A 25,567-nucleotide genomic window follows, 5' to 3' on the forward strand; every position below is an offset into this window, starting at 1 on the left:
CTTGTTTTTTTGTGAAGAAAAATCGCTTTTTGATCGATTTTGATCGATGAAGAAAATCATACAAAAAATAATAGCAGAGACAAAATCTTTAATTTGTTTCTTTTTACCTTTAGTTTGTTCCTTAAATATTCACAATGAAAGCGTTATTCTTATAACAGAAGGAGTTGATCAAATGTGAAGAAAAAGGGATTTTGGAAAAATGTGTGGCAATATAAAGCACTTATCTTAATGGCACTTCCTGGTGTCATTTGGTTCATCTTTTTTTTCTATATTCCAGTATTTGTCAATGTCGTTGCATTCAAAGATTTTCGTCTTTCACCAGACGGATTTTTTGCCAGTCTGCAACAGAGCCCGTGGGTCGGGTTTGATAATTTTAAATTTTTATTTGCATCAAATGATGCGTGGCTGATCACTAGAAATACATTGCTTTACAACATCGTGTTTCTAGCATTCAATCTATTTTTTGCCATCGCATTTGCCATCGTAATGAGCGAATTACGGAACAAGCGATTGGTCAAAGTGTATCACACCATGTCATTGCTGCCTTATTTTCTTTCATGGGTAGTCATTTCCTATTTTGTCTATGCCTTTTTGAGTCCAGACAAAGGAATCATCAATCAATGGATCACCAATGCTGGCGGTGAAGGGATCAACTGGTATGCCGATCCGAAATGGTGGCCATTCATCTTTGTCTTCATGAATGTTTGGAAGAGCTTGGGTTACAACAGCATCATTTATTACGCCTCAGTGATGGGGATCGATCAAACCTATTATGAAGCAGCGATGGTGGATGGTGCCAATAAATGGCAGCAAATCAAAAATGTCACACTGCCGCAGCTGATTCCAATGATTTCCGTCTTATTGATTTTAAACATCGGCGGGATCTTCCGAGCCGACTTCGGGCTGTTTTACCAAGTTCCTCGTAACTCAGGGGCATTGTATCAAGTGTCTTCCGTACTAGATACTTACATCTATAACGGCTTGACGGCCACAGGTGACTTTGGCATGACTGCTGCCGCTGGCCTGTATCAATCCGTAGTGGGTATGTGCTTGCTCTTAGCTGCCAACTTAGTGGTACGGAAATTAGAACCAGATTCAGCATTATTCTAAGGAGGATGGACGAATGAAAAAGAAAGTAGCAAAGGTCGAAGTCCGTTCCTTTAATCCAACGGTCAACCTGATTTTCAATATTGTTTTGGCACTATTTGCCTTTTCTTGTGTCTTACCATTTTTATTTGTAATTGCGATTTCCTTGACAAATGAGACGTCGCTAGCTGAAAATGGCTATCGCTTCTGGCCCGGTGAGTTTTCATTTGCAGCCTATAGCTATCTCTTCAGTGGCGCCATGAGCAGTAAGATTTTTCAAGCATTTGGGATCTCCGTCTTCATTACGGTTTTCGGGACGGTCATCAATGCAACCATGACGTCATTGTATGCCTATGTGATTTCTCGTTCCAATTTCCCATTTCGGCGCTTCTTTACACTCTTTGCATTGGTAACGATGCTTTTTGCCCCAGGGATGGTAGCCAATTACCTCGTAATGGTTAATTTGATTCAATTAAAAGACACGATCTGGGCATTGATTTTGCCGATTGCATTAGGCCCTTTCAATATTTTAGTGATGCGGACTTTCTTCAAGAAGACTGTGCCAGACAGTATTATTGAGTCAGCACGGATCGATGGTGCCAGCGAAATGAAAATTTTCTTATCGATCGTGTTACCATTAGCGGTTCCTGGAATCGCCACGATCAGTTTGTTTGCGGCACTAGGTTATTGGAATGATTGGTTCAATGCGTTGTTGTATATTCAAAAGGATTCACTAGTGCCGTTACAAGCACTATTGATGCGGATTCAATCAAACTTGGATTATTTAGCGAAAAGCACCGGTATGGCTGCTCAAGTCCAAGGAGGATTGGCTGCATTGCCAAACGAGACGGCTCGGATGGCAATCGTTGTGGTAGCAACATTACCAATTGCCATTACTTACCCATTTTTCCAACGCTATTTTGTGGGTGGCTTGACAATTGGCGGTGTCAAAGAATAATAAGGATATAGGAGGAAAACAAATGAAATCGTGGAAAAAAACAATGTTTGCAGGCTTCGCTTCAGCAATGCTGTTGAGCTTAGCGGCCTGCGGGTCAAACGGGGAAAAAGATTCAAGTTCCAACAGTGCGGATGGCGTAACGACGTTGCTGATGTATCAAGTAGGGGACAAACCAGAGAACTTCGATCAATTGATGGAGATCGCCAACAAACGAATCGAAGAAAAAATCAATGCCAAGATCGATCTGCAGTACATTGGCTGGGGTGATTGGGATCAAAAAATGAGCACCATCATTTCTTCTGGTGAAAACTATGATATTTCTTTTGCATCCAACTTTGTAGCGAATGCTCAAAAAGGCGCCTATGCGGATCTGACGGATCTGGCACCGAAATATGCTAAGGAAGCTTATGATCAATTAGACGAATCATATATCAAAGGCAATACCATCGATGGCAAACTATATGCCTTTCCAGTTAATGGCAACGTGTATGCGCAACAAGTATTGACATTCAACAAACAATACCTTGATAAATACGACATTGATATCAGCAATATCAATTCCTATGCCGATGCCGAAGATGCCTTGAAGAAATTCCATGAGAAGGAACCAAATATTGCCAGCTTCGCAATTGGTCAAACCTTCAACATTTCCGGGAATTATGACTACGTCATGGGGAAAGATTATCCGTTTGCGGTCAAACTTGACGGAGACACCACAAAAATCATCAATCCATATGAAGATGATGAACAAATGGCCAACTTGAAATTGATGCACAAATGGTACAAAGAAGGCTTGATTCCAACAGATGCTGCAACCAATACCACAGGTTATCCATTAGAAGGAAATACGTGGTTCATGCGTGAAGAAACTCAAGGACCAATGGATTACGGCGATACCATCTTGAACAATGCTGCCGGTCATGAATTGATTTCTCGCCCGCTTACTAAACAATTGAAATCAACAGCACAAGCACAAATGGCCAACTTCGTGGTGGCAAATGTTTCTAAAAACAAAGAAAAAGCCGTCGAATTCCTTGGTTTATTGAACAGTGATCCTGAATTGTTGAATGGACTTGTTTGGGGTGTTGAAGGAGAAGCTTGGGAAAAAGTAGAAGGACAAGACAACAAAATCAAATTGTTGGATGGCTACAAACCAAACACTCACATGGCCGCATGGAACACGGGGAACAATATGATCTTGTATACACAAGAATCCATCACCGATGAAATGATCAAAGAACGTGACGAAAACATTGCTAAAGCAGAAACATCACCAATTTTAGGTTTCAACTTTAAGACAGACAGTGTAAAAACTGAAATCACCAACATTGCCAATGTGATGAATCGTTACAAAGCAAGTTTAGCAACAGGTACCATTGATCCAGAAGAAAATGTACCAAAATTAACCGAAGAGTTGAAAACTGCTGGTTGGGACAAAGTCCGCGACGAAATGCAAAAACAATTCGACGAATTCCGTGCATCACAAAAATAATCGAGTCAATTAACCAACTATAGCAGGGAACAGATGAGGAGTAGCAGAGGTTTGCTTATGTCACTCCTCATCTGTTGTACATAGGTAGTGAGCACCAAGCAATGCTTTTTGATAAGTGAGTAAAACAAGTTATAATATAACAGATATGTACTAAGAGGAGATGGATAAAATGAAAGATACAACCAGTGGGGGACTCGTACAGGCTTTTCGCTTGATTTGGGGGATCATTAAACTGAATCTTTTCTTTGTATTGTTTACACTGATGGGTGGAATTGTGTTTGGCATAGGACCTGCGTTTCAAACCATCAGTGACTTGATCGAGGCAAACGGGTTATCTTATGAAGATCAAACGCTGAAGCAGGCATTTAGCCGCTGGAAGCAAAATTTTTGGCGGGCCAATGCTCGTTTTTATCTGTTTTTTACTTTACAGGCGATCGTCTTGTATAATTTGTATCTCTCAAGCCAGATCCAAGGACTCCTATGGCTGATGATCGACTTTTTGTTAGTCGTTGTGAGTGGTCTGTTATTGCTCTTGTATTTGTACAGTTTGTTGTTTGAATCGAGCTATGAAACCTCTTTGTTAAATACAATCAAACTGGCATTTATCAGCTTATTTTTGAGTTTTGGTACCTTTGCAAAAATCATTTTTGGCATGGCTAGTATCGTGTTGCTCACGTGGAGCATGAAAGGACTCTTCTTATTTGGTACCTTTAGTTTGCTCTTATTTTGGGTCCATTTTGCTTCCCGCAAAGACCGTGGGTTGATCGATGGAAAACTGCACTATGAATAAACGAGTCTTAGCCCTTTTCAAGCGTGACTTCCTGATCAATCAATTGATGCAGCTCTATAGTGTCTTGCTGATATTGATTTCGCTTTTGATCATGCTAGGATTGAGTGTCTATACCGGTGTCGATCGCTTTCGCATGAGCAATCGGCTCGTCGATGCCACCAGTACGTACTTAGATACGTATATCCAAGAGCGTAATACGATCGTTTCGGAAGTATTAGGAGAATTCACTAGTTCAGATGCCACGTTTGAATCGTTGCGCAACTATTTACAGCTGTCGACTTCCGATTATTTTTCCTACAGTAATGACGTGTTTCGGCAATCGGGCCAAAATATTTATTTGCCGAATATTCTCTATCGTTTGATCAGCAGCCATCCTGATATTGAAGAAATCATCATTCAATTGGATGAAAGCAAAGAATACTTGGTCGCCACACCAGAGCGACCTTATGGTGAAAAAGTGCAAGGCAAGCAGATTCAATTAAAGAACCGGCTTTTTTTTGCGCGGTCGATTGCCCAACCAAGTAATTTTGCCCAGCCCATGGGACAAGTGTTTGTGGTATTTAATGAAGAAAACGTTTTAGCGAATCGCAGCGAGGATAATAGGGAACATGGTATCAAAAGTTTTATCTATACCAATAGTGGTCAGCGTCTCTATAAAGATGCACCAAATCTGGATCAAGCGATGATCGACAAAATCGATCAAGCAATGGCCAACAATCAAAAAGAGATCGTGCCGAAATTGTCCCATGATTTTTACATAAAAAAACAAAGGACGATCAATGGAGAAGGCATTCTGGTTTTACTGGATAAGCAAGTGATCTGGCGGGATGTCCTTAATTATACATTGTTGATTTTTGGCTGCGGAACATTGATTCTTTTGGTGCTGTTGCTGATTTTACATCGGACCTTCAAGCGTTACACCCAACAAGTCAAGCGAATCGTGCAAGCAACTCAGAAAGTCAGTCAAGGAGATTTTAATGAGCGCATCGATACAACGGGGGTCCAACAAGAATTAAAAACCATCGCCGAAGCGATCAATCAAATGACTGGCAGTATCAATGATTACATTGAAGACATCTATACCCTGGAAATCAAACAGCGGGATGCGGATATGCGCGCATTACAAGCCCAGATCAATCCTCATTTTCTATACAATACCCTCGAATACATTCGCATGTATGCGTTAAGTCGGCAACAGGAAGAGCTGGCAGATGTGGTATACGCGTTTTCTGCGCTTCTGCGCAACAATACGACCCAGGAAAAGGTGAAAACTTTAGCAGAAGAAGTGGCTTTTTGTGAGAAGTATGTCTATTTGTATCAAATGAGGTATCCGGATAAAATTGCCTATCATGTAAGTATCGAAGAAGACTTAAAACAGCTGCTCTTGCCAAAGTTCACATTGCAGCCATTAGTAGAGAATTATTTTGTTCATGGAATCGACTATCAGCGAAATGATAATGCCATCAGCATCAAAGCCTTCCGACAAAATGGCAAAATTATTCTACTGGTAAGGGACAACGGCAAAGGAGCAGATCCCAAACAATTAGCAATGATTCGCCAAGAACTCGCCGATGAGCGAGTTGTGGTACAGACATCCATCGGCATGAAGAATGTCCATGAACGTTTAAGGGGGATGTTTGGCGATCATTATCAGATGGAAGTTGAATCTGAAAGAAATCACGGCTTCAAGATTTCCATAGCGATCGATGAGGAGATGTTGAATGATGAGTTTATATAAAGCAATGTTTGTGGACGATGAGTATATGATTTTAGAAGGTCTGAAAATGATCATTCCTTGGAAAGAATTAGGCTTTGAAGTGGTTCATACAGCGAAAAGTGCTTCGGAGGCGTTGGACTATCTGGAAAAACAACCCATCGACCTTTTGATCACGGATATTCGCATGCCGGAAATGAATGGCATCGATATGATTGCCAAAGCACAGGCTAAAGGCAACACCTTCTTTTCCATCATTTTATCCGGTTACCAAGAATTTGCTTTTGTCAAACAAGGCATGCAGCTAGGGGTTCGTAATTACTTGGTCAAGCCAGTCAATAAGGTCGAGCTTTATGAAAGTGTGCAGGCAATCGCTGAAGAACTGGCCCATCAGCAACGCATCGATGAACAAAATGATTTGTATCGCGAATCCAGCCTGTTGCTTTGGTTGAATGATGAACTAAATGAAAGTGAGTACCACTTGTTACTGGAACAATCCGCACTGCCTATCCATCCGCCGTATACGATTTTACAGCTGACAGGAACACAAGAGATCCTTGATAAGGGCTTTGGTTTTTTTGTCGAAAAGGAGCAACCGCTGCTGTTACCAGGACGATTGGGAGAAGATCAGCTGTTGATTATTTTCTATGGGGAACGCCGAAATCTCTGGTGTCTACTAAAAGAACTGTCAGCAGTTTTGTCAGGAGACTGGCAATTGGTGGTCAGTGAAACGATCAACGAATGGGAAAATCTATATAAAGGGTATGAAAAGATCAAACAGGTCCAATCGTTGCAGACGTTTTATCCGGATTTACTGATCAACGAACAAATCATTCAAGTCGATATTCTGGATCGCAATGAAGCATTGCCTTTTTTGTCTTTCAATAAAGCGTTGACCATTGGAGATACCAAAACCGTTCAAGATGAATTGGATAACATTTTTTCACGACTTGAGCAGGTACAGGCAGATCCGGAACACGTTCGCTATGTGGCCTTTTTATTATTTAATGATATTTACCGGCAGTTTCCTGCATTGACTAGAGAAAACTATGATCGGATCATCACTCGGATTCGCAGCTCGAATACGATTCAAGTCCTGCGCCAGCTCTTCAATGAGATTTTGCAACTAGCCAAAGACCAGCCGCAACAAAAACGCTATTCTGAAATTGTTCAAAAAGCTGTTGGGATGATCGAAGCCAACTACACGCAAGAATTGACCGTGAAGGCAGCGGCTGAGGTGCTTCATATCAGTGTAGTTTATCTTGGCCAGCTGTTTAAGAAAGAAACGGAACTGAGTTTTAATCAATACGTCAATTTTATTCGCATCAAAAAAGCCCAGCAATTGCTGCTTCACACTGGGCAAACGATCAATGAAATTGCGGATGCCATCGGCTACAACAATACCAATTATTTCTCAAAGATGTTCAAGAAGCTGAATGGGTTGACGCCAAAAGAATTTCGGGAGAAATACGAACAAAGTTACGAATCACTGGATTGACCGATTGCAGGTTTTTTTAGACGGAAAGAGTAGTAATCTCTGTGGCGGCAAGGTACACTTAAAGAGTCTAGAAAATCTACGAAGAAAAGAGCGTGATGTCGTGAATAAAATTTTTCAGATCTTGTTAGGTACTTGTTTGATTGCACTTGCTATTTCCTTACTGATCACCGCCCACCAAGGCTACGATACGATCAGTACATTTTTATTAGGAATTTTGAATCATGTGTCTGTTCCTTTCTGGGTTGCCAGCCTCTGCTTTAATCTTATCATTTTAGGAATCATCGCGATCATTGATCGGCAAGAGTTAGGGATCGGCAGCTATCTTAATGGAATCGGACTTGGGTTGCTGATTGGGATTTTTGAGCCAGTCATGGATAAGATTTTTGTTCATTTGCCCTATTATTCTTGGTTGGCGATTTTTTCCGCCCCGATTTTGTTCGGAATAGGCGCGGGAATCTATGTCTCTGCAAATCAAGGATCGGCGGCACTGGAAGCATTGACTGCGGTGATTTATAAACGCACGAAGCTGACCCAAAAAACGATCCGGATCGGTTTGGATGCCACGATGGTGTTGGTTGGTTTTGGATTAGGCGCCAGGATTGGACTGGGAACATTGTTGTGCATTCTTTTTGTGGGCCCGATTTTTGAAGCTACCGTCAAAACTCTAGCCGCACGGCGAAAATAACACAATGCTTGCGCAAACGATCGTAAAGTGAAAGGAGATGTCAGCCGATTTTAAAGGTAATGCAACTGGTTGAGCATCCGCTCCTTCAGACAGCAATTCTTTTCTATGATCCTTCTGTCCGATCATCACCTTTCAAAATCGTCTTTCAATAAAAATTCTTTATCAAGCTAAGGGATTGATAGCAGATGTGCAAGGGCTTTTATTGGAAGGGTCGTTGCTATCCTATGATACATACAAGAGTGCTAAAAAAACTTCAAAAATTGCTTTTTTAGTCGTCTTTTTTTAAGGGAACGAGGGGCTGTGCCATAAGTCTCCGACAAGTCATACTATCCGAAACTATTATTGCTCTTGCTGTGCAGGGACTCCTCGTCGCAAAAGTAGGAATCTATCGCAAGAGACTATTGTTCGGTGTAGCTTGTTGGATAATGACTTATGTCACAGGCCCCCTTTTTTTAGTAGACGGGTCAGAGTTTAGAATTGTTTAGAGAAGAGTGAAACTGCTGTCAAAAGGAGAATATTCTCCAGCTTTTTAAAGCGAATTTTCCATGGTGATAGAGAAGGGGCTTTTGCTATACTAAATAAATCTGGAGGAGGTAAATATGAAAAATTATCAACACACGGTCTTTGCTTGCTTTGCAGGGTACATTGTTCAAGCAATCATCAATAACTTTGCGCCTTTATTATTTTTGACATTTCAAACACAATATCAGATTCCGTTAAGTCAAATCACACTTTTGGTGACATTTAACTTCTTGACGCAGCTGGCTGTGGATTTTGCGGCCATCTTTTTTGTCGATCGGATTGGGTATCGGATCTCCATCGTTGCGGCTCATTTATTTGCGGCGGTCGGATTGATCGGATTAGCTGTTTTTCCGATGCTTTTTCCAACACCTTTCAGCGGCTTATTGCTGGCGGTCTTTATTTATGCGATTGGCGGTGGCCTTTTGGAAGTATTGGTGAGTCCTATCGTGGAAGCTTGTCCTACGCCAAATAAAGAGAAGACCATGAGTATGCTCCATTCGTTTTATTGCTGGGGCTATGTGGGGGTTGTTCTAGTCTCAACGCTATTTTTCTTTGTCTTTGGCATTGCCCGTTGGCCGTTTCTCACATTGATCTGGGCTATTTTTCCACTGGTCAATTTGGTTGTTTTTACTCAAGTGCCATTAGCACCGATCGTAGCAGAAGGCGAAGTCGGACTGAAGAATCGCGAATTGTTTTCATTGAAAAGCTTTTGGCTGTTTCTAGTCATGATGGTCTGTGCCGGTGCAAGTGAACAATCCGTTAGTCAATGGGCGTCAACCTTTGCCGAACAAGGGCTTGGTGTCTCCAAAACAGTGGGGGATCTAGCCGGTCCCATGTTATTTGCGATCATGATGGGGCTAGCACGCCTGTATTATGGCAAGTTTGGGGAACGTATCCATCTGCGGCAGTTTATGTTTGCCAGCTTATTGCTGTGTTTGATGGCGTATCTTTTGATTGGGTTATCAAGTGTCCCAATTCTAGGATTTATCGGGTGTGGATTGAGTGGGTTCGCTGTCGGTATTTTATGGCCGGGGATTTTCAGTTTGACGACAAAATACATTCGAAATGGCGGCACGGCGATGTTTGCTTACCTCGCTTTAGCAGGGGATTTAGGTTGCTCGTTGGGTCCTTCACTGGTGGGTTTCTTGGCAGAAGGCAGTGACAAAGGATTGCAACAAGGCATTTTAGGAGCAGGGATTTTTCCTTTGATTCTCTTGATGACAGTTTTCCTCGTGAAACGAATGCATCAGCGGCGTACGCAAGTTTTGGTTCCGCCAGTAAATAAATAAGAGGGAACAGTTGCTCATGAGCAGCTGTTTTTTTATTTTTGCAAAGGAATCACTCTAGCCAACCTGGGATCTATCCGCTATACTTTGATTTAGTCAAAAAAAGGAGAGTGAGTATTTGAAAAGTCAATTAAAAAAAGAAATCAGTTTTTTCGGAGCGCTATAAAAAGTCATGTGAACAGTGATTGGCGCAGGCGTGTTTTTCAAAGCAGCGGCTGTGGTTCAGCAGACCCAATCCACCGGTTTGACTTTGTTGGTATGGCTACTTGCCGGTTTTCTAACCATTTGCGGCGGCTTGACCGTGGCAGAGTTGGCAACGGCAATTCCCGAAACCGGCGGTCCCATTCGCTATATTGAAAGAATTTATGGGAAGTTACCCTCTTTTTTATTAGGCTGGGCACAAAGTATCATTTACTTTCCAGCGAATGTTGCAGCATTAAGTATTATTTTTGCTACCCAGTGTTTGAACTTATTTCATCTTCCAAGCAATTATTTGCTTCCTTTATCGATTTTAACGGGAACGAGTGTGACTTTGATCAATCTTTTAGGGACAAAAGTCGCCGCTCAAGTCCAGTCTCTCACCTTAGCTGTCAAGTTGATCCCGATTGCAGTGATCATCGTGGCAGGTCTGCTGACACCTGGACAAGTCTCGGTCTCATTGGTTGATGTTTCTTCCAACACTCAAGGCTCCCTAGCCGCGGGTATTAGCAGTGCCCTTTTAGCGACACTTTTTGCTTATGACGGCTGGATGGGTGTGGGCAATGTTGCCGGGGAAATGAAGCGACCAGAAAAAGATTTGCCTAAAGCCATTATCTTTGGGTTGAGTTTTGTCACATTGGTCTACGTGTTGATCAATATCGCTTTTTTGAAAACATTGCCGATTGATCAAATCGCCGGCAATTTGAACAGTGCCTCAGAAACAGCGATGGCTTTGTTCGGCAGTTTTGGCGGTAAGCTGGTCACGATTGGTATTTTGATTTCTGTTTATGGGGCATTGAATGGCTATACTATGACTGGATTGCGAGTCCCTTATGCCATGGCGCTGGAAGACGAAATTCCTTTTAGCAAGACCTTTGCAACTTTAAGTAAAAGGACCAATGCCCCTTATGCGGCGGCCTTTTTACAATTAGGGATCGCTTGTGTCATGATGCTTTTAGGAACCTTTGATCTATTGACCGATATGCTGGTTTTTGTTATGTGGTTCTTTAGCGTGTTATTGTTTATCGGGGTTTTTCGTTTGCGAAAGACAGAACCGCAGATGAAGCGTCCATATAAAGTTCCCTTCTATCCCATCATTCCATTGATCGCGATCCTAGGTGGCTGTTTTATTTTGATCATGACATTGATCACTGACACTTGGTTAGCGATAGTGGGGATCGGTGTGACTTTATTAGGGATTCCTGTTTTTTATGCAAAAGCAAAACGAGAGGAGTGAAAGAATGAAAATCGTTGTACTTGATGGCTATGCCTTGAATCCTGGCGATTTGGACTGGCAAGGTTTTGAAGAATTGGGGGAGGTGACGGTTTATGATCGCACCTCGTATACAGATCGGCTAGAAATAATTGAGCGGATCGGTAATGCCGAAGCGATTTTGACAAATAAAACACCGATCACCGCAGATGTGATCCAGGCTTGCCCACAATTAAACTATATCGGGGTCTTAGCAACTGGCTACAATGTTGTTGATTTAGAGGCGGCTACCTCACAAGGAATTACCGTAACCAATATTCCTAGTTATAGTACAAATTCAGTGGCACAAGCGACATTTGCATTATTGCTTGAGGTGACCAATCAAGTAGGCAGGCATAACCAATCGGTTCATCAAGGAGATTGGCAGAATAGTCCCGATTTTTCTTATTGGCAGACACCTTTGATGGAACTGGCTGGCAAGACGATTGGGTTGATTGGCTATGGCGCAATCGCACAGGCGGTTGCCGAAATTGCTCACGCGTTTCAGATGACCGTCATCTATTACAATCATCGCCCCAAAACACCACAAGCGGAATGGGCAGAACAAGTTTCCTTGGAACAACTCTTTCGACAAGCTGATATCATCAGTTTGCACCTGCCGCAATTTCCTGAAACAGAGAAAATGATCGACGCCCATGCACTGTCTCAAATGAAAAAAGCAGCGATTTTAATCAACACGGCTCGAGGAGGACTGCTGGATGAAACAGCAGTGGCAGAAGCATTAAGTGCTGGACAAATCGCGGCTTTGGCGGCGGATGTGGTCTCTCAGGAACCAATCACCGCAGACAATCCGCTGCTCCATGCGCCTAACTGCTACTTAACCCCTCATATTGCTTGGGCACCGTTGGAGACCCGCCAACGATTGCTGACGATTGCTGTTTCAAATTATCGACACTTCTTAGAACAACAGCCAATCAATGTCGTCAACGGCAAATAAAGAGCTAACAACTACTGTGGCTTTTGTTACAGTAGTTGAAAGCCAATAGTTTTGATAGGAAAGTTTCCCTCGGTCGAGTGGAAACTTTTTTTGTTTTTCTTTTAAAAAAAATCTGGCTGACTCGAAACAAACAATCATTTAGTAAGTTTGGCAAGATTAAGTCAAAAATAATATCTCTGGATAAAGTCCTTGCAATCACTTAAAAAATCGGTATAATTGATCATAAGTTAGGCGTGCCTAAAAAATAAATAAACGATACTTTAATATAAATGCCAAGGAGGACAAATCATGCTCACATTTTCAGATATTTCGGCAAGCTATGATGGGAAAAACCAAGCGATTACTGGCCTATCATTCACTGTCGATCAACCTGCTATCGTTGGGATCGTCGGGCCCAACGGGGCAGGGAAATCAACTTTCATCAAAGCCGCACTTCAGCTGATTCCTTCAGAAGGGACAGTCACTTCTGAAGGGAAGAAGCTCAATACATTTCAAAAAACGATTGCTTATGTGGAACAAAAAACAGCAGTGGACTATACGTTTCCCATCACAGTCAAAGAAGTGGTGTCATTGGGACTTTATCCCCAGCTGACTCTCTTTCAACGCATCAAGAGCAAGGAGTGGCAAAAAGTCACTACGGCATTGGAATCTGTGCAAATGGCAGATTTTGCTGAACGTCAGATTGGTGAACTATCTGGTGGCCAATTCCAACGAGTGCTGATTGCTCGTACATTAGTTCAGGATGCCAAATACATTTTTTTAGATGAACCCTTTGTAGGAATCGATGCCATGAGCGAGGCGATTATTATCGACCTTTTACGGACGTTTCGCGAACAGGGAAAAACGATTTTTATCGTTCATCATGACTTGGGGAAGGTGACAGAATACTTTGATGAATTGGTAATGATGAATCAACGGTTGATTGCCTATGGACCAACGGCGTCTGTTTTTACGGAAGCCAATTTGAAAAAAACGTTTGGCGATGCAATCATCGTAAAAGGAGGCGTTTCAGATGATTAGTCATTTTATTGATGGATTAGTCAATTATCACTTTCTGCAAAATGCGTTGATTACGGCTGTGGCGATTGGGATCGTTGCCGGAGTGATCGGATGTTTTATTATTTTGCGAGGGATGTCATTGATGGGGGATGCCATCTCTCATGCCGTGCTGCCGGGCGTGGCACTATCCTATATTTTAGGGGTGAATTTTTTTGTGGGGGCGATTTTCTTTGGTGTTCTTGCTTCCATCATCATCACTTATATTTCCAACAATAGTTTGATCAAAAGCGATACGGCCATTGGGATCACCTTCAGTTCCTTTTTGGCACTAGGGGTCATCTTGATCGGAGTTGCCAACAGCTCTACGGATTTGTTCCACATTTTATTTGGGAACGTGCTAGCTGTACAAGATGGCGATAAGTGGATCACCATTGCGATTGCTCTAGTCGTTCTGGCACTGATCCTGCTCTTCTTTCGACCGTTGCTGATCACTTCTTTTGATCCCATGATGGCAAAAGCCTTTGGAATGAACGTACAAGTCTATCACTACTTGTTGATGCTGCTTTTGACATTGGTCTCTGTGACTGCGATGCAAAGTGTGGGTACCATCTTGATCGTGGCATTGCTGGTCACGCCAGCTGCAACAGCGTATTTGTATACAAAGCGGCTGAGCCACATGATGGTGATTGCAGGGATACTAGGCGGTGCTTCTTCTGTAATCGGGCTATTTATCGGCTATACCTTTAATATTGCTGCGGGATCAAGCATCGTTCTCACTGCAGCTGTCTTGTTTGTCTTAGGATTTCTCTTTTCACCCAAACAACAAACGACTCCTGCCAAACGTTGGCTGACCACCGCAACAGTTTCTGCGGCAGCCATTGCCGGTGGCTTCTTGATTTATCAGCAAACAGAGCAAGCCGCAGCCGTTGAGGACAAGTTAAATGTTGTAGTAACTAATTCGATTTTAGCAGATATAACCAAAAACATTGCAGGGGACAAAATCAATCTCCACAGTATTGTTCCAGTAGGACGTGACCCTCATGAATATGAACCTTTGGCAGAAGATGTCCAGAAAGCCACCGATGCCGATCTGCTCTTCTACAATGGCTTGAACTTGGAAACTGGCGGCAATGGCTGGTTTACCAAATTGATGAACAATGCCAACAAAAAAGCGGATGAAGACTACTTTGCTGTCAGTGATGGCGTCGAGGTGCTTTATCTTTCTGATGATGAGGATCACACAAAAGCAGATCCCCATGCGTGGCTCAACTTGGAAAATGGCATGATCTATGCCCAAAATATCGCCAAACATTTAAGCAGCAAAGATCCCGCAAATCAAGCCTTTTATCAAGAGAACTTGGAGCAGTATCTCAAGCAGCTTTCAGAATTAGATCAGCAAGCCAAAGCAAACTTTGCCGCGATTCCCAAAGAAAAGAAATTGATCGTGACCAGCGAAGGGGCATTTAAGTATTTTTCTAAAGCGTATGGCGTCCCGTCGGCCTATATCTGGGAAATCAATACCGAAGAGGAAGGTACTCCTGCCCAAATCAAAAACTTAGTCGATCAATTGCAAGCGTCCGCCGTGCCTTCACTCTTTGTCGAAAGTAGTGTCAATACCCGCCCCATGCAAAGCGTCTCTCGGGATTCAGGGATACCGATCTATGGTACGGTCTTTACCGACTCGATTGCTGAACCTGGAGAAGATGGCGATAGTTATTATGCGATGATGAAGTGGAACTTAGAAACGATCTATAACGGATTACGCCAATAAATAAACAAGCTCTGAAGCTGCTCAGCTATCTTAGTCAAGATAGTGAAGGGGGCTTAAGAGCTTGTTTTAGGCTACGGCATGTTTCTCAGCCGGCACGAGATGATAATAAGTGATTTCCGGAGGCACTGCAAAACGCGCTGGAATTGCGGTCGTACCGACACCACTGGAAACACTAAGTAATGTATTCGGTGCTAAAAGATAAAGGCCATCTGTATATTTAAGGGCACCTTTGGTCTTGGCAAAATAAAAGGGCACGCGAATCTGTCCGCCGTGACTGTGACCGGAGAGAACTAGGTCGTAATCACGAATGTTGTCTACGCGCGAGACATAGTCGGGTTCATGAATCAGGAGGATCTGCCATTCCGCTAATGTCGGTTCGTAGTGATAATGCACATTTTTGCTGGCGCTATCGATTCCTACGATATTCATTGAAGTTTTTTCGTCAGAGCCAAAAATTGATTCGTTATCTAATAATGTAAAATTTGCGTTTTTATACACTTCACTTACAAAAAAGTGTCCATCGCTTAAATGATCATGATTGCCTAAAACCGCAATTTTACCCATTGGGGCATTCAACTTCTTCAATTTTTCAACAAGACGACTGGTGGAACGATGGGGCCACTTGCGGTAATCATCAATCAAATCACCGGTAATGATGATTAAATCAGGCTTGTTTAAAATCGTGGACCGAATGATGCGATTGATTCGCTGTGGCTTGAACCAATGGGAAAAGTGAAGATCACTGATATGGGCGATGACGACATTCTTCTCATCTTGATAAAGATCATACGCTTTGGAAATATCAAGAACCGTCTGCTTCTCTTTTTTGATCAAATAATGCCGTTGTTTCAAGCGCCTCGGTTCGATGATAAAGGCATAAAAAAGCAAGCCCACAAGGAAGGAAAAGATAAAAATGAAGGTCAACATGGCGGGTCTCCTTTTTTGTTTAACTAACTAATAGCATAGTAGATTCATCTCAAAAAAGCAATCAAACAAAAGACATTCAGTAAAAAAATTAAGTCTTTTTTTGATTGCTTTTCAATAGATAAAAAAACACAACGTGGAATCCTATTAAATGACCAACAAATGAATATTCATTGAAAATGATTCAGCTAGGATAACAACGGTGACCGTTTCGACAGCAGAACAGTTAGCGGCAAGCAAAGCTGTTCTGCTCATCTTGTTTGGTAAAGGAAAAGAACCCAAGCAATCTCACTTGGCTGTAATATTTGCCAAAGCATTTGCGTCACAGTTCCATTGTTGCAAGCAAAGATTTTCCCAAAAGCTCCTTTTTTAAAATGAATCCACTCGAACACAATCCAATCGGTTTCAAATAGGAGGAATCCCCGGGACGATACCGGAAGTAAAATGCTGCCAGTAGATACGAGTATACAGCTCATTAGAAATTATTTGATACGTGAAAATTTTTGCAAGCGCCGACCTTTTTTTGAAGGAAGCAAGACAGTCAAGCAATCATAGGGCGCAGTGAGCAGTCGCCAAGCAAAGGCTTTACTAGAAGCGGTGGGATAATTTTTCTTGAACAACAAATGACCACTGATCAGTGCAAAAACAACTGCTGCAATCATGATCCATCGATCATCCCATGCTGTAAAATGATGGATCGCTGTAATCAAGAACGGATAGCTGTAAAAATACATTGCTGTAAAGATAAAGGTCACGTTTCTCGTCAATTGTTTAAGTGTCAATAAAAAGAAAAGGGCTGAAAACAATAGACCTAGTGGTGGAAACAGCGTCACCAAAAACGAATAAAGAACTCCCAGAAGAATCATCCCTGGACCTTTGACAAGGGCAGCGATCACAAAAACCAATAAAAGAAATAAGAGCTGTTGCGTGAAGGTGGCAACCGTCAATAAACTAAATAAAATCAATAAGAACCAGTGGGAGAATGTTGCTGTTTGATCATTGGTAGTTGGCTTTTGTTGCAACTTGAGCCAGTTCGCAAAACTTGGGAAATCTTTTTGAAAATCATTTTTGAAATTCCCCTGATATTGTTGGTGGGCGTTTTGCTGGCGATAATAGGTATAGCGCTGTCGTAAGGTACATTTTGTAAATGGTTTTGATTTTTCCATCTTTTTCACCTCCAAGTCTGATGGATCGTAAGTCTATTATAGTCGAAGCTTATTTTTCCTCCCTCCACCTTGGGACTGATTTTTTCGTGATTGCTGAAAACTTTCTTTAGCGAATGAAAAAACAAGGAGGATTCATTTCTTAAAGCTGCAAAATATGCTAGAGTATAGAGGGAAACAAGGAGGAATTAGAATGATTTTTGATTCACACACGCATTTAAATGCGGAACAATTTAATGACGAGATTCCCGAAACGATTGCCAGAGCCTATGAGCTTGGAGTAACCAAAATGGCAGTTGTCGGATTTGATCAACCTACGATTGAAAAATCATTGGCGTTAAGTCAAGAATATGACGGGATATATAGCATCGTTGGCTGGCACCCGACAGAAGCTGGGTCTTATACAAAAGAAATCGAGACGTTTATTCAAGATCGCTTAACCAAGCCAAAAGTTGTGGCATTAGGCGAAATTGGGTTGGACTATCATTGGATGGAAGATCCCAAAGATGTGCAAGCTGCTGTCTTTCGCCGACAAATCGCCATTGCCAAAGAGATGAAGCTGCCAATTAGTATTCATACTCGGGAAGCACTGGAAGATACTTATCAGATTTTAAAAGAAGAAAAAATCTTTGATATCGGTGGGATCATGCATAGTTTTAGCGGTGATGGGGAATGGGCAAAGCGCTTTTTGGATTTAGGGATGCACATTTCATTTAGTGGTGTAGTGACCTTCAAAAAAGCCCTCGATGTCCAAGAAGCTGCGCAAGTGGTTCCAATGGATCGACTGTTAGTAGAAACGGATGCGCCTTATCTTGCGCCGATGCCTTACCGAGGAAAACGGAATGAACCGGGCTATACCCGTTATGTTGTCGAAAAGATTGCAGAATTGCGGCAACTATCTTTTGACGCAGTTGCCCAACAAACCTATACCAATGCCGAAAAGTTGTTCAATTTGTATGAAGGATAGATGGCGAATCGAAGAAATCATTGTCGTCGAAGGCAAAGATGATACCCGCAGATTACAGGAAGTGTTTGATGTTGATACGATCGAAACCATCGGATCAGCAATCGATGAAACCATCTTAACGCAAATTGCCCATGCGCAGGAGACCCGGGGAGTGATCGTTTTTACCGACCCAGATTTTTCAGGTGAAAAAATCCGAAAAATCATTATGGAAGCTGTTCCGGATGCCCAACATGCCTTTTTGCCCCGCAGTCAAGCGGCACCAAAGAAGAAAGGCAGCCTAGGGGTGGAACATGCCAGTGATGAAGCACTTAAAGAAGCGCTCCGCAAAATTGTGACGCCAGTCAGCCAGGAAGAGGGAGCTGAAAGCCCACAGATTTCTCGTCAAATTTTGGCCGATTATGGCTTGATCGCGGGGCAGCAAGCGCGATTAAAACGGGAAAAGCTGGGAGACATTTTACGAATTGGTTATACGAATGCCAAACAGTTGGAAAAACGTCTTGCCATGTTTCGTATCACGGAAACAGAACTAGCAGCAGCAATGAAGACAGTGGAGGAAGAATTGTGAAAGAACAAAGGGATATTGCAACCCCATCTAGAACGAAAGAAATACTAGCGAAACATGGCTTCACATTTAAAAAAAGCTTAGGACAGAACTTTTTGACGGAACCGAATATTTTGCGCAAAATCGTTGCAACCGCAGCAATTGATGCCCAGACAAATGTGATTGAGGTTGGTCCGGGGATCGGCGCATTGACCGAGCAATTAGCGAAGCACGCCAGCCAAGTTTTGGCTTTTGAGATCGATGACCGCTTGATTCCTGTTTTACAGGATACATTGGCACCTTATCCCAATGTTCAAGTGATCCATCAAGATGTATTGCAAGCAGATTTAGCTAGCACGATCAAAGAAGCGTTTACGGAAGAGCTGCCAATCAAAGTAGTCGCCAACCTTCCTTATTACATTACTACGCCCATCATGATGCATTTCTTAGAGTCACATGCTCCGATTCAGGAAATGGTAGTTATGATGCAAAAAGAAGTAGCTGATCGAATTTCAGCGGTACCGGGAACGAAAGCCTATGGGTCTTTATCGATCGCTGTTCAGTATTACATGGAGGCAGAATTGGCTTTTATCGTACCAAAGACGGTTTTTGTCCCCCAACCAAATGTTGACTCTGCGATTTTGAAATTGACCCGCCGAGCAACTCCTGCGGTACAAGTAACAGACGAAAAAGAATTCTTTAAATTGACTAAGGCGGCTTTTCAATTACGACGGAAAACGTTATGGAATAATTTGCAGAATTCCTATGGAAAAGATGAACAAACGAAAGAATGGCTTAAAGCGAGTTTAGCTGCCAGTGAAATCGATCCTACGCGTCGCGGGGAGACATTATCTTTAGCCGAGTTTGCCCGGTTGAGCAATGAAATGTTGGCACAAAAAAATTCTTGAGACAACTGAATGAGTAACGAAACTACAAAAGCTGTGATCCAAGTCGATCAACAAATAGACAATCCGAAGCGTTTGACGTGCCTCCACTATTCAGTAGGGCAGAGGGCACTTTCGTAAAAAAAAATTCAACGAAAGTGAGAGGTTGGGCTATGTTTGTCTGGAATGACTTGGGATACAGCTTTATTTTTTTGTGTCTTGACACCTTTTGTTTTTCAAGCTACAATGAGCGAGATAAATGTGTCAAGACACATTAGAGGAGGAGTTATTCATGAAAAAACATTCAGTTCGTCATTTAACCATTGCCGCGCTTTTGATCGGTATGGGGATCGTTATTCCGATGGTGATGCCAAAGATCGTCATTGGTCCTGCTTCCTTTACATTAGCAAGCCACGTCCCTTTATTTATGGCCATGTTCTTTTCGCCAGGAATGGCAATCGCAGTTGCTTTAGGAACCACCTTCGGCTTTTTTCTCACATTGCCGCCAATCATTGCATTGCGGGCACTTTCCCATGTTGTTTTTGCTGTGATCGGTGCCATTTATTTACAAAAGAATCCCGGTATCTTATTAAAAAATGGCAAGCCAACATTGCTCAATGGCCGTTTTCAAGCATTTAACCTAGTGATCGGTTTGATTCATTCGATTGTGGAGATGCTTGTTGTTGCAGTCTTTTACTTTACCGGCAACGTACCAGGTACCGCTTTTGATGGCAATTTTTATTACTTCTTGTTCGTGTTGATGGGTGTTGGCGGCTTGATCCATAGCTTAGTGGATTATAATCTGGCTTATTTTGTCGCCGGCGCATTAAGCAAGCAGTTTGATATCTACTCTTTTTCAAGAGCCAAAAAATTAGGGATCGGAAAAAAAGAACAAGCCCTTTCTTAAACCAAATAAGAACCAATCTGCTAAAAGATAAGGAAAGCATCATCATTCCTTATCTTTTTTGTGGCCTTTTTTGTTGTGCAGAATGGTTTAAGCAGAAAAACTGCGCCCTTGATTTTCAATACCTTCATTTTTAAAAATATAAATTCTTTTCGTTTGGTTGCTATTCAAGGTATAATAATCAAGTAAGAAAGGGGTAAACTGATGAAAAAGAAAAGCATTCGATTGCTTTTAGGTTTGCTAGCATGTAGTTTTTGTTTTTTTTGGTTATTTTACGATAAAGCAGGGGAATCTCCCTATGTGAAGAAAAAAGAGATTGCGGATGTACAACTGGCCACTACTATCTCAGAACAAAAGCTGGTTGCAGAGAAAGACCCAGTGATCCAGCTAGATGTTCCGTTAGAGAACCAATTTGATGAAGAATATTTAGGCAATGGCTGTGAAGTAACCGCATTATCCATGTTGTTGAACTTCTATGGCTTTGAAACAAATAAAAATGCACTTGCCGCTGAATTAGATTATGTTCCTGTATATGTGGATGGTACCCATCGAGGAGATCCTCGTGAAGGGTTTGTAGGGGATATTTATGGCGGAGACGGTGCTATGGGGGTTGCGGTAGAACCTATTGCCAAAGTTGCCAGTCAAGTGGTAGGCACCTCTTATCAAGTGGTGAGTGGTCGAGACAAATCTTTTGAGGATATTATTGAAGTTTTGGAACAGGGAACGCCTATCTGGATGATCGCCACACTAGAATTACAAGTGCCAACCAATGCAGATTTTTTTGAATGGCCGACGCAATCTGGCATGATTTATGAGACTGCATTGATCCATTCCGTCGTGATCACAGGAATCGACGGGGATAAAATGTATGTCAATGATCCTTATGGCTACAAAGATCGTGAAGTCTCCCGTGAAGATCTTCAAGAAATCTATGAACAGATGGGGCAACAATACCTTTATCTTTCCAAAAAATAAGCAGATTATTGAAAAAAGTCAATTGACATTGAATGAAAGAACGATTATAATTCTTAGAAATTACAAATAGAAATGAAACGTTGAAGAGAAGAGTAATCGCTACGTTGAAGGTACAGAGACTCCGGAGGGTGAAAAAGGAGACAGGAGACAAGCGATGAAGATGAACTCTGAGTTTTTATTTGGTTCACGCCAAATAGACGGTATGCGCCCGATAACGCGCCAAGTATCATTGGTACTGTTGAGGTGACTGCCTGCAAAGGCAGCACGAATTAGGGTGGTAACACGAGTCAGTCGTCCCTTTTATCGTTAATAAACGGTAAAAGGGACGACTTTTTGCTGTTCATCATCTGGACTGCTTTGCAGACCATGCAAATCCTGCTTCAACTTAGAAGTGACTGCAAGTTTTCAGAATAGACCAGAAAATGAACGACCAGAAGACCGAAGGATTAGAAACAGGAATCAGAGCCAATGGAAAAGGAGTGAGAGAATGCCGATCATTATTCCCAAAGAATTACCTGCAGCAGCCATTTTGCAGCACAATATTTTTGCGTTACAAGAAAAGTGGGCGGTCAAGCAAGAGATTCGACCGTTGAAAATTGCGATCCTAAACCTAATGCCGCAAAAAATCACGACGGAAAATCAGCTCTTGCAGCTTTTGTCCCAGAGCCCTTTGCAAATCGAAGTGAAATTAGTGAAGATGCAGCAACATGAAAGTAAAAATACCAGCAGTCATCATTTGGAAAAATTTTATGTCCCATTTCAGTCAATCCAAGAGGAACGTTTTGACGGCTTGATCATTACTGGGGCACCGGTCGAGAAGATGCCTTTTGCTGCAATTGATTATTGGCAGGAACTTCAAGAAGTGATGGCTTGGAGTCAAACAAATTGTACCTCGGTATTACATATCTGCTGGGGGGCACAAGCGGGTCTATACTATCATTACCAGATCGATAAGATCCGTTACCAGCAAAAACTGTTTGGCATTTTTGAACAACAGGTGACCCGAAGCCATCCGTTGATCCGGGGCTTTGATGATTCTTTTAAGATGCCTCATTCTCGTTACACCGGGATCAATGAGGCGCAGCTGCAGCAGGCACCTCTAGCCGTGATTGCTGCGAGTGCTGAAACTGGACCAGCGATCTTGGTATCTGACGATCATAAAAATGTTTTTCTGTTAGGTCATTTTGAATATCATACGGAAACATTGAAAGAGGAGTATTTACGGGATCAAGCCAAAGGACTTTCTACGAGGATTCCAGAAAACTATTTCGCTGATCCTCAAGGAACTATCGTCAATCGTTGGCGAGGGCATGCTTCTTTATTTTTCAGCAATTGGATCCATGAAACGTATCAGCGCACTCCGTATGATTTGCATGTTTTACCTACACATAGTGGCTATTATATAGGAAATGATTTGGAGGACTTAGAGACAAACGAGAACGCATGAATCTTTAGTGAAACAAAGGGATATCTCGAAGGAGGTTGAAAGGCAAGCTGTGTTTCGCAAGTCAAAGCGATAAAGCATCGAAAATAAACGGAAGAGGTTGACTGAGAATAGTTGCTACTAGCGGTAAAGGACTAGTTTTCCACAAGGAATCGTAAAAAAGAGGATATTTTGCTTCATTGTTTCACAAAAGGTTCTTCCTTGGTAGTTACTTGTTTGAAGAATGTCCCACAAAAATCGCCAGCAAAATTAGATACTCTACCCGCAACAAGGAAGGTAATTCTTAAGAGACTCCACTTCGTTTTTTATCGTCAGAATTTTGCGACAATCATGTTATCTTATTGCAAAAAAAGACCAGACACAGAAAGGAAAATGTGAGTATGACTATTGATATTGCAACTTTTTTAACGCAACTGGGCAATCGTTCGGATCAGGCGACAGGAGCGGTCAGTGCGCCGATCTATCTTTCTACCACCTATGCTCATCCCGAACTAGGTCATAGCACGGGCTATGATTATACGCGTACCAAAAATCCTACCAGAGAGTTATTAGAAGCGGGTTTAGCTACATTAGAAAATGGGGCTGGATGTGTGGTCACCAGTTCAGGGATGAGTGCCATTGCACTGGTTTTCGATCTTTTTCCTAGCGGAAGCGAATTTTTAGTATCAAGAGATTTATATGGTGGTAGTTTTCGCTTTTTTGAAGAATTAGCAGCGCGTCAGCTGGCTCATTTTCATTATTTCGCTACATTAGAAGACCTAACAGCACAAATCAATCCGAAGATTGAGGCGGTCTTTTTAGAGACCCCGACAAATCCACTGATGACAGAAATCGATGTGGCAGCAGCTGCTGAACTTGCTCACCAGATAGAGGCGTTGCTGATTGTCGACAATACTTTTTTGACGCCATTGAGGCAGAAACCATTAGATCAAGGGGCAGACATTGTTCTTCATTCGGGGACGAAGTTTCTGACGGGGCACAATGATATTCTAGCCGGCGTGGTTGTTGCCAAAGAGGCAGCACTTGGCGAACGTTTGACCTACCTTGCAAATACGACAGGTCCTACTTTAAGCAGCTTTGATTGTTGGTTGTTTATTCGCAGCTTAAAGACATTACCTTTACGGTTTGAAAGACAGGAACAAAATGCCAAAGAAATCGCTGATTTTTTAAAGCGTCAGCCAGCGATTAAAGAGGTTTTATATCCTGGGGTAGGGGGAATGATCAGTCTGCGATTAAAAGATGCAGGGAAAATCAAGGAATTTTTGAGGCGGCTTTCCCTCTTCACTTTTGCAGAGAGTTTGGGGGGAGTAGAAAGCCTCATTACGTATCCCACGACTCAGACCCATGCGGATATTCCCAAAGAATTGCGGGAGTCCTATGGGTTAACACCAGATCTTTTGCGGCTTTCTATTGGCATCGAAAAGCAACAAGATTTGATTGCAGATCTTACACAGGCATTGGCTCAAATTTAAAAAATAGTTCTCCTGAAGTGTGTCTACAGACAGATATCCTGTAAGGATCAACTGGTGTTTCTTTATTGACAGTTTTTGGTGTATAAGATAAAGTTACACTACATATGAATAGTTATTCCGATGATCATTTTTTTGGTTTATCAATGACAGAGAAATGGTCGAATGCAGGCAGCCTATTCAGACATTGCGTTTATCTGCGACATGTACAAAAGCTACAGCTTTTGTAGGCTTCGTTCAAAGGGGGAAAAAAGGGGAAGAAAAAATGAAAATACGTTGGAATAAATGGATTGGGGCATTTTTACTCCTGCTAGTATTTGCTTTAGCAGCGTGCAGCAAACCGGCTTCTAAGACGACAGTCAAGCTTGGCGTAGTGGGGGAACAAAATGAAGCTTGGGAATATGTACAGAAACAATTGCTGGAAAATGAGCAAATTGATCTACAGATCGTTAAGTTCACTGATTATCGCCAGCCTATCGAGGCATTAGAAGATGGTTCGATCGACTTGCATGCAGCATTGACAGAAATCTTTATGGATAATGTCAATCAAGAAAGTGGTTATTCCAATACAACGATTGCGTATACCACACTTAATCCATTAGGTATCTATTCAGATAAAATCAACGACATTTCTGAACTGAAAGAAGGTTCAGTCGTTGCGTTGCCGAATGATGTTTCAAATGAAAGTCGGGCATTGTTGCTGTTGCAGACGGCAGGAGTGATCACATTGGATCCAGCAAAAGGGTTACTGCCCACGACGAATGATATTACCGATAATCCAAAACAACTGACTTTCAAACTGTTAGATGCCAACCAGACCGCACGAGCGATAACCGATGTCGCTATTTCACTGATCAATAACGGGATGGCGGTCGATGCCGGATTTATTCCAACAGAAGATGCGATTTTCTTGGAACCTGTCGCTGATTCGTCAAAACCTTACTATAATGTCATTGCTTCACGTGCAGAGGACAAAGAAAATCAGACTTATCAGAAGATCGTTGACTATTATCAAACCGATGAAGTCAAAGAAATCATTGATAAAGTAACCAAAAAATCAAGTATACCTGTATGGTAAGAAAGTAGG

Annotated in this window: 21 protein-coding genes and 1 pseudogene; 20 read left to right on the forward strand and 2 right to left on the reverse strand. The window is 42.1% G+C overall.

The window, feature by feature from the left end; genetic code table 11:
• Positions 1-228 precede the first annotated feature (228 nt).
• The 12 genes and pseudogenes from Q0A12_RS11675 (at position 229) to Q0A12_RS11730 (ending at position 15,209) form a co-directional block, all read left to right on the forward strand.
• On the forward strand, positions 229-1,110 hold the full coding sequence (locus tag Q0A12_RS11675) for a sugar ABC transporter permease (RefSeq protein ID WP_291292853.1): 882 nt from the start codon (positions 229-231) through the stop codon (positions 1,108-1,110).
• A gap of 13 nt (positions 1,111-1,123) precedes the next feature.
• Positions 1,124-2,044, forward strand: coding sequence for a carbohydrate ABC transporter permease (locus tag Q0A12_RS11680; protein ID WP_291292820.1), 921 nt, complete (start codon positions 1,124-1,126; stop codon positions 2,042-2,044).
• A gap of 22 nt (positions 2,045-2,066) precedes the next feature.
• Complete coding sequence (locus Q0A12_RS11685) at positions 2,067-3,536, forward strand: ABC transporter substrate-binding protein (RefSeq protein WP_291292821.1); 1,470 nt, start codon at positions 2,067-2,069, stop codon at positions 3,534-3,536.
• A 169-nt stretch (positions 3,537-3,705) separates the two neighbouring features.
• Positions 3,706-4,326: a DUF624 domain-containing protein gene (locus Q0A12_RS11690; protein WP_291292822.1), complete on the forward strand. Its 621-nt coding sequence runs from the start codon at positions 3,706-3,708 to the stop codon at positions 4,324-4,326.
• The gene (locus tag Q0A12_RS11695) at positions 4,319-6,064 is read left to right on the forward strand and encodes a sensor histidine kinase (RefSeq protein WP_291292823.1); all 1,746 of its coding nucleotides are present in this window, start codon (positions 4,319-4,321) and stop codon (positions 6,062-6,064) included. The genes Q0A12_RS11690 and Q0A12_RS11695 overlap by 8 nt, the downstream gene beginning before the upstream one ends.
• Positions 6,048-7,538, forward strand: coding sequence for a response regulator transcription factor (locus tag Q0A12_RS11700; protein ID WP_291292824.1), 1,491 nt, complete (start codon positions 6,048-6,050; stop codon positions 7,536-7,538). The genes Q0A12_RS11695 and Q0A12_RS11700 overlap by 17 nt, the downstream gene beginning before the upstream one ends.
• A gap of 100 nt (positions 7,539-7,638) precedes the next feature.
• Entirely contained in the window at positions 7,639-8,223 is a 585-nt protein-coding gene (locus Q0A12_RS11705; RefSeq protein WP_291292825.1) for a YitT family protein, read from the forward strand.
• 599 nt (positions 8,224-8,822) lie between these two features.
• Complete coding sequence (locus Q0A12_RS11710; protein ID WP_291292826.1) at positions 8,823-10,034, forward strand: MFS transporter; 1,212 nt, start codon at positions 8,823-8,825, stop codon at positions 10,032-10,034.
• A 169-nt stretch (positions 10,035-10,203) separates the two neighbouring features.
• A pseudogene (locus Q0A12_RS11715) lies at positions 10,204-11,466 on the forward strand (amino acid permease).
• A gap of 4 nt (positions 11,467-11,470) precedes the next feature.
• Positions 11,471-12,439, forward strand: coding sequence for a D-2-hydroxyacid dehydrogenase (locus Q0A12_RS11720; RefSeq protein ID WP_291292827.1), 969 nt, complete (start codon positions 11,471-11,473; stop codon positions 12,437-12,439).
• Between the two features lie 288 nt (positions 12,440-12,727).
• Positions 12,728-13,459, forward strand: coding sequence for a metal ABC transporter ATP-binding protein (locus tag Q0A12_RS11725; RefSeq protein WP_291292828.1), 732 nt, complete (start codon positions 12,728-12,730; stop codon positions 13,457-13,459).
• Positions 13,452-15,209, forward strand: coding sequence for a metal ABC transporter permease subunit (locus Q0A12_RS11730; protein ID WP_291292829.1), 1,758 nt, complete (start codon positions 13,452-13,454; stop codon positions 15,207-15,209). The genes Q0A12_RS11725 and Q0A12_RS11730 overlap by 8 nt, the downstream gene beginning before the upstream one ends.
• A 66-nt stretch (positions 15,210-15,275) precedes the next feature.
• Here Q0A12_RS11730 and Q0A12_RS11735 read toward each other — a convergent pair whose 3' ends face one another.
• Both Q0A12_RS11735 and Q0A12_RS11740 read right to left on the reverse strand, forming a co-directional pair.
• Positions 15,276-16,136: a metallophosphoesterase gene (locus tag Q0A12_RS11735; RefSeq protein ID WP_291292830.1), complete on the reverse strand. Its 861-nt coding sequence runs from the start codon at positions 16,134-16,136 to the stop codon at positions 15,276-15,278.
• A 479-nt stretch (positions 16,137-16,615) separates the two neighbouring features.
• A complete protein-coding gene (locus Q0A12_RS11740) occupies positions 16,616-17,299 on the reverse strand; it encodes a hypothetical protein (protein ID WP_291292831.1) in 684 nt (227 codons plus the stop codon).
• 190 nt (positions 17,300-17,489) lie between these two features.
• Between Q0A12_RS11740 and Q0A12_RS11745 the strand changes: the two genes are divergently transcribed.
• The 8 genes from Q0A12_RS11745 (at position 17,490) to Q0A12_RS11780 (ending at position 25,558) form a co-directional block, all read left to right on the forward strand.
• Positions 17,490-18,263 (forward strand): TatD family hydrolase, encoded by a 774-nt coding sequence (locus Q0A12_RS11745; protein WP_291292832.1) that lies wholly within the window; start codon positions 17,490-17,492, stop codon positions 18,261-18,263.
• Positions 18,253-18,828, forward strand: coding sequence for a ribonuclease M5 (gene rnmV / locus Q0A12_RS11750; RefSeq protein ID WP_291292833.1), 576 nt, complete (start codon positions 18,253-18,255; stop codon positions 18,826-18,828). Before Q0A12_RS11745 ends, rnmV begins: the two co-directional genes overlap by 11 nt.
• Positions 18,825-19,712 carry a 16S rRNA (adenine(1518)-N(6)/adenine(1519)-N(6))-dimethyltransferase RsmA gene (rsmA, locus tag Q0A12_RS11755; RefSeq protein WP_291292834.1) on the forward strand — a complete coding sequence of 296 codons (888 nt, stop codon included), beginning with the start codon at positions 18,825-18,827 and terminating at the stop codon, positions 19,710-19,712. Before rnmV ends, rsmA begins: the two co-directional genes overlap by 4 nt.
• Positions 19,713-19,980: 268 nt before the next feature.
• Entirely contained in the window at positions 19,981-20,595 is a 615-nt protein-coding gene (locus tag Q0A12_RS11760) for a hypothetical protein (protein ID WP_291292835.1), read from the forward strand.
• Between the two features lie 198 nt (positions 20,596-20,793).
• Positions 20,794-21,567, forward strand: coding sequence for a C39 family peptidase (locus Q0A12_RS11765; protein WP_366031327.1), 774 nt, complete (start codon positions 20,794-20,796; stop codon positions 21,565-21,567).
• Positions 21,568-22,054: 487 nt separating this feature from the next.
• Positions 22,055-23,014: a homoserine O-succinyltransferase gene (metA, locus tag Q0A12_RS11770; RefSeq protein WP_291292837.1), complete on the forward strand. Its 960-nt coding sequence runs from the start codon at positions 22,055-22,057 to the stop codon at positions 23,012-23,014.
• A 377-nt stretch (positions 23,015-23,391) separates the two neighbouring features.
• On the forward strand, positions 23,392-24,483 hold the full coding sequence (locus Q0A12_RS11775) for a PLP-dependent transferase (RefSeq protein ID WP_291292838.1): 1,092 nt from the start codon (positions 23,392-23,394) through the stop codon (positions 24,481-24,483).
• 262 nt (positions 24,484-24,745) lie between these two features.
• Complete coding sequence (locus Q0A12_RS11780) at positions 24,746-25,558, forward strand: MetQ/NlpA family ABC transporter substrate-binding protein (protein ID WP_291292839.1); 813 nt, start codon at positions 24,746-24,748, stop codon at positions 25,556-25,558.
• Positions 25,559-25,567: the final 9 nt, after the last annotated feature.

The organism is Enterococcus sp. (genome assembly GCF_022711995.1).
Lineage (GTDB): Bacteria > Bacillota > Bacilli > Lactobacillales > Enterococcaceae > Enterococcus_D.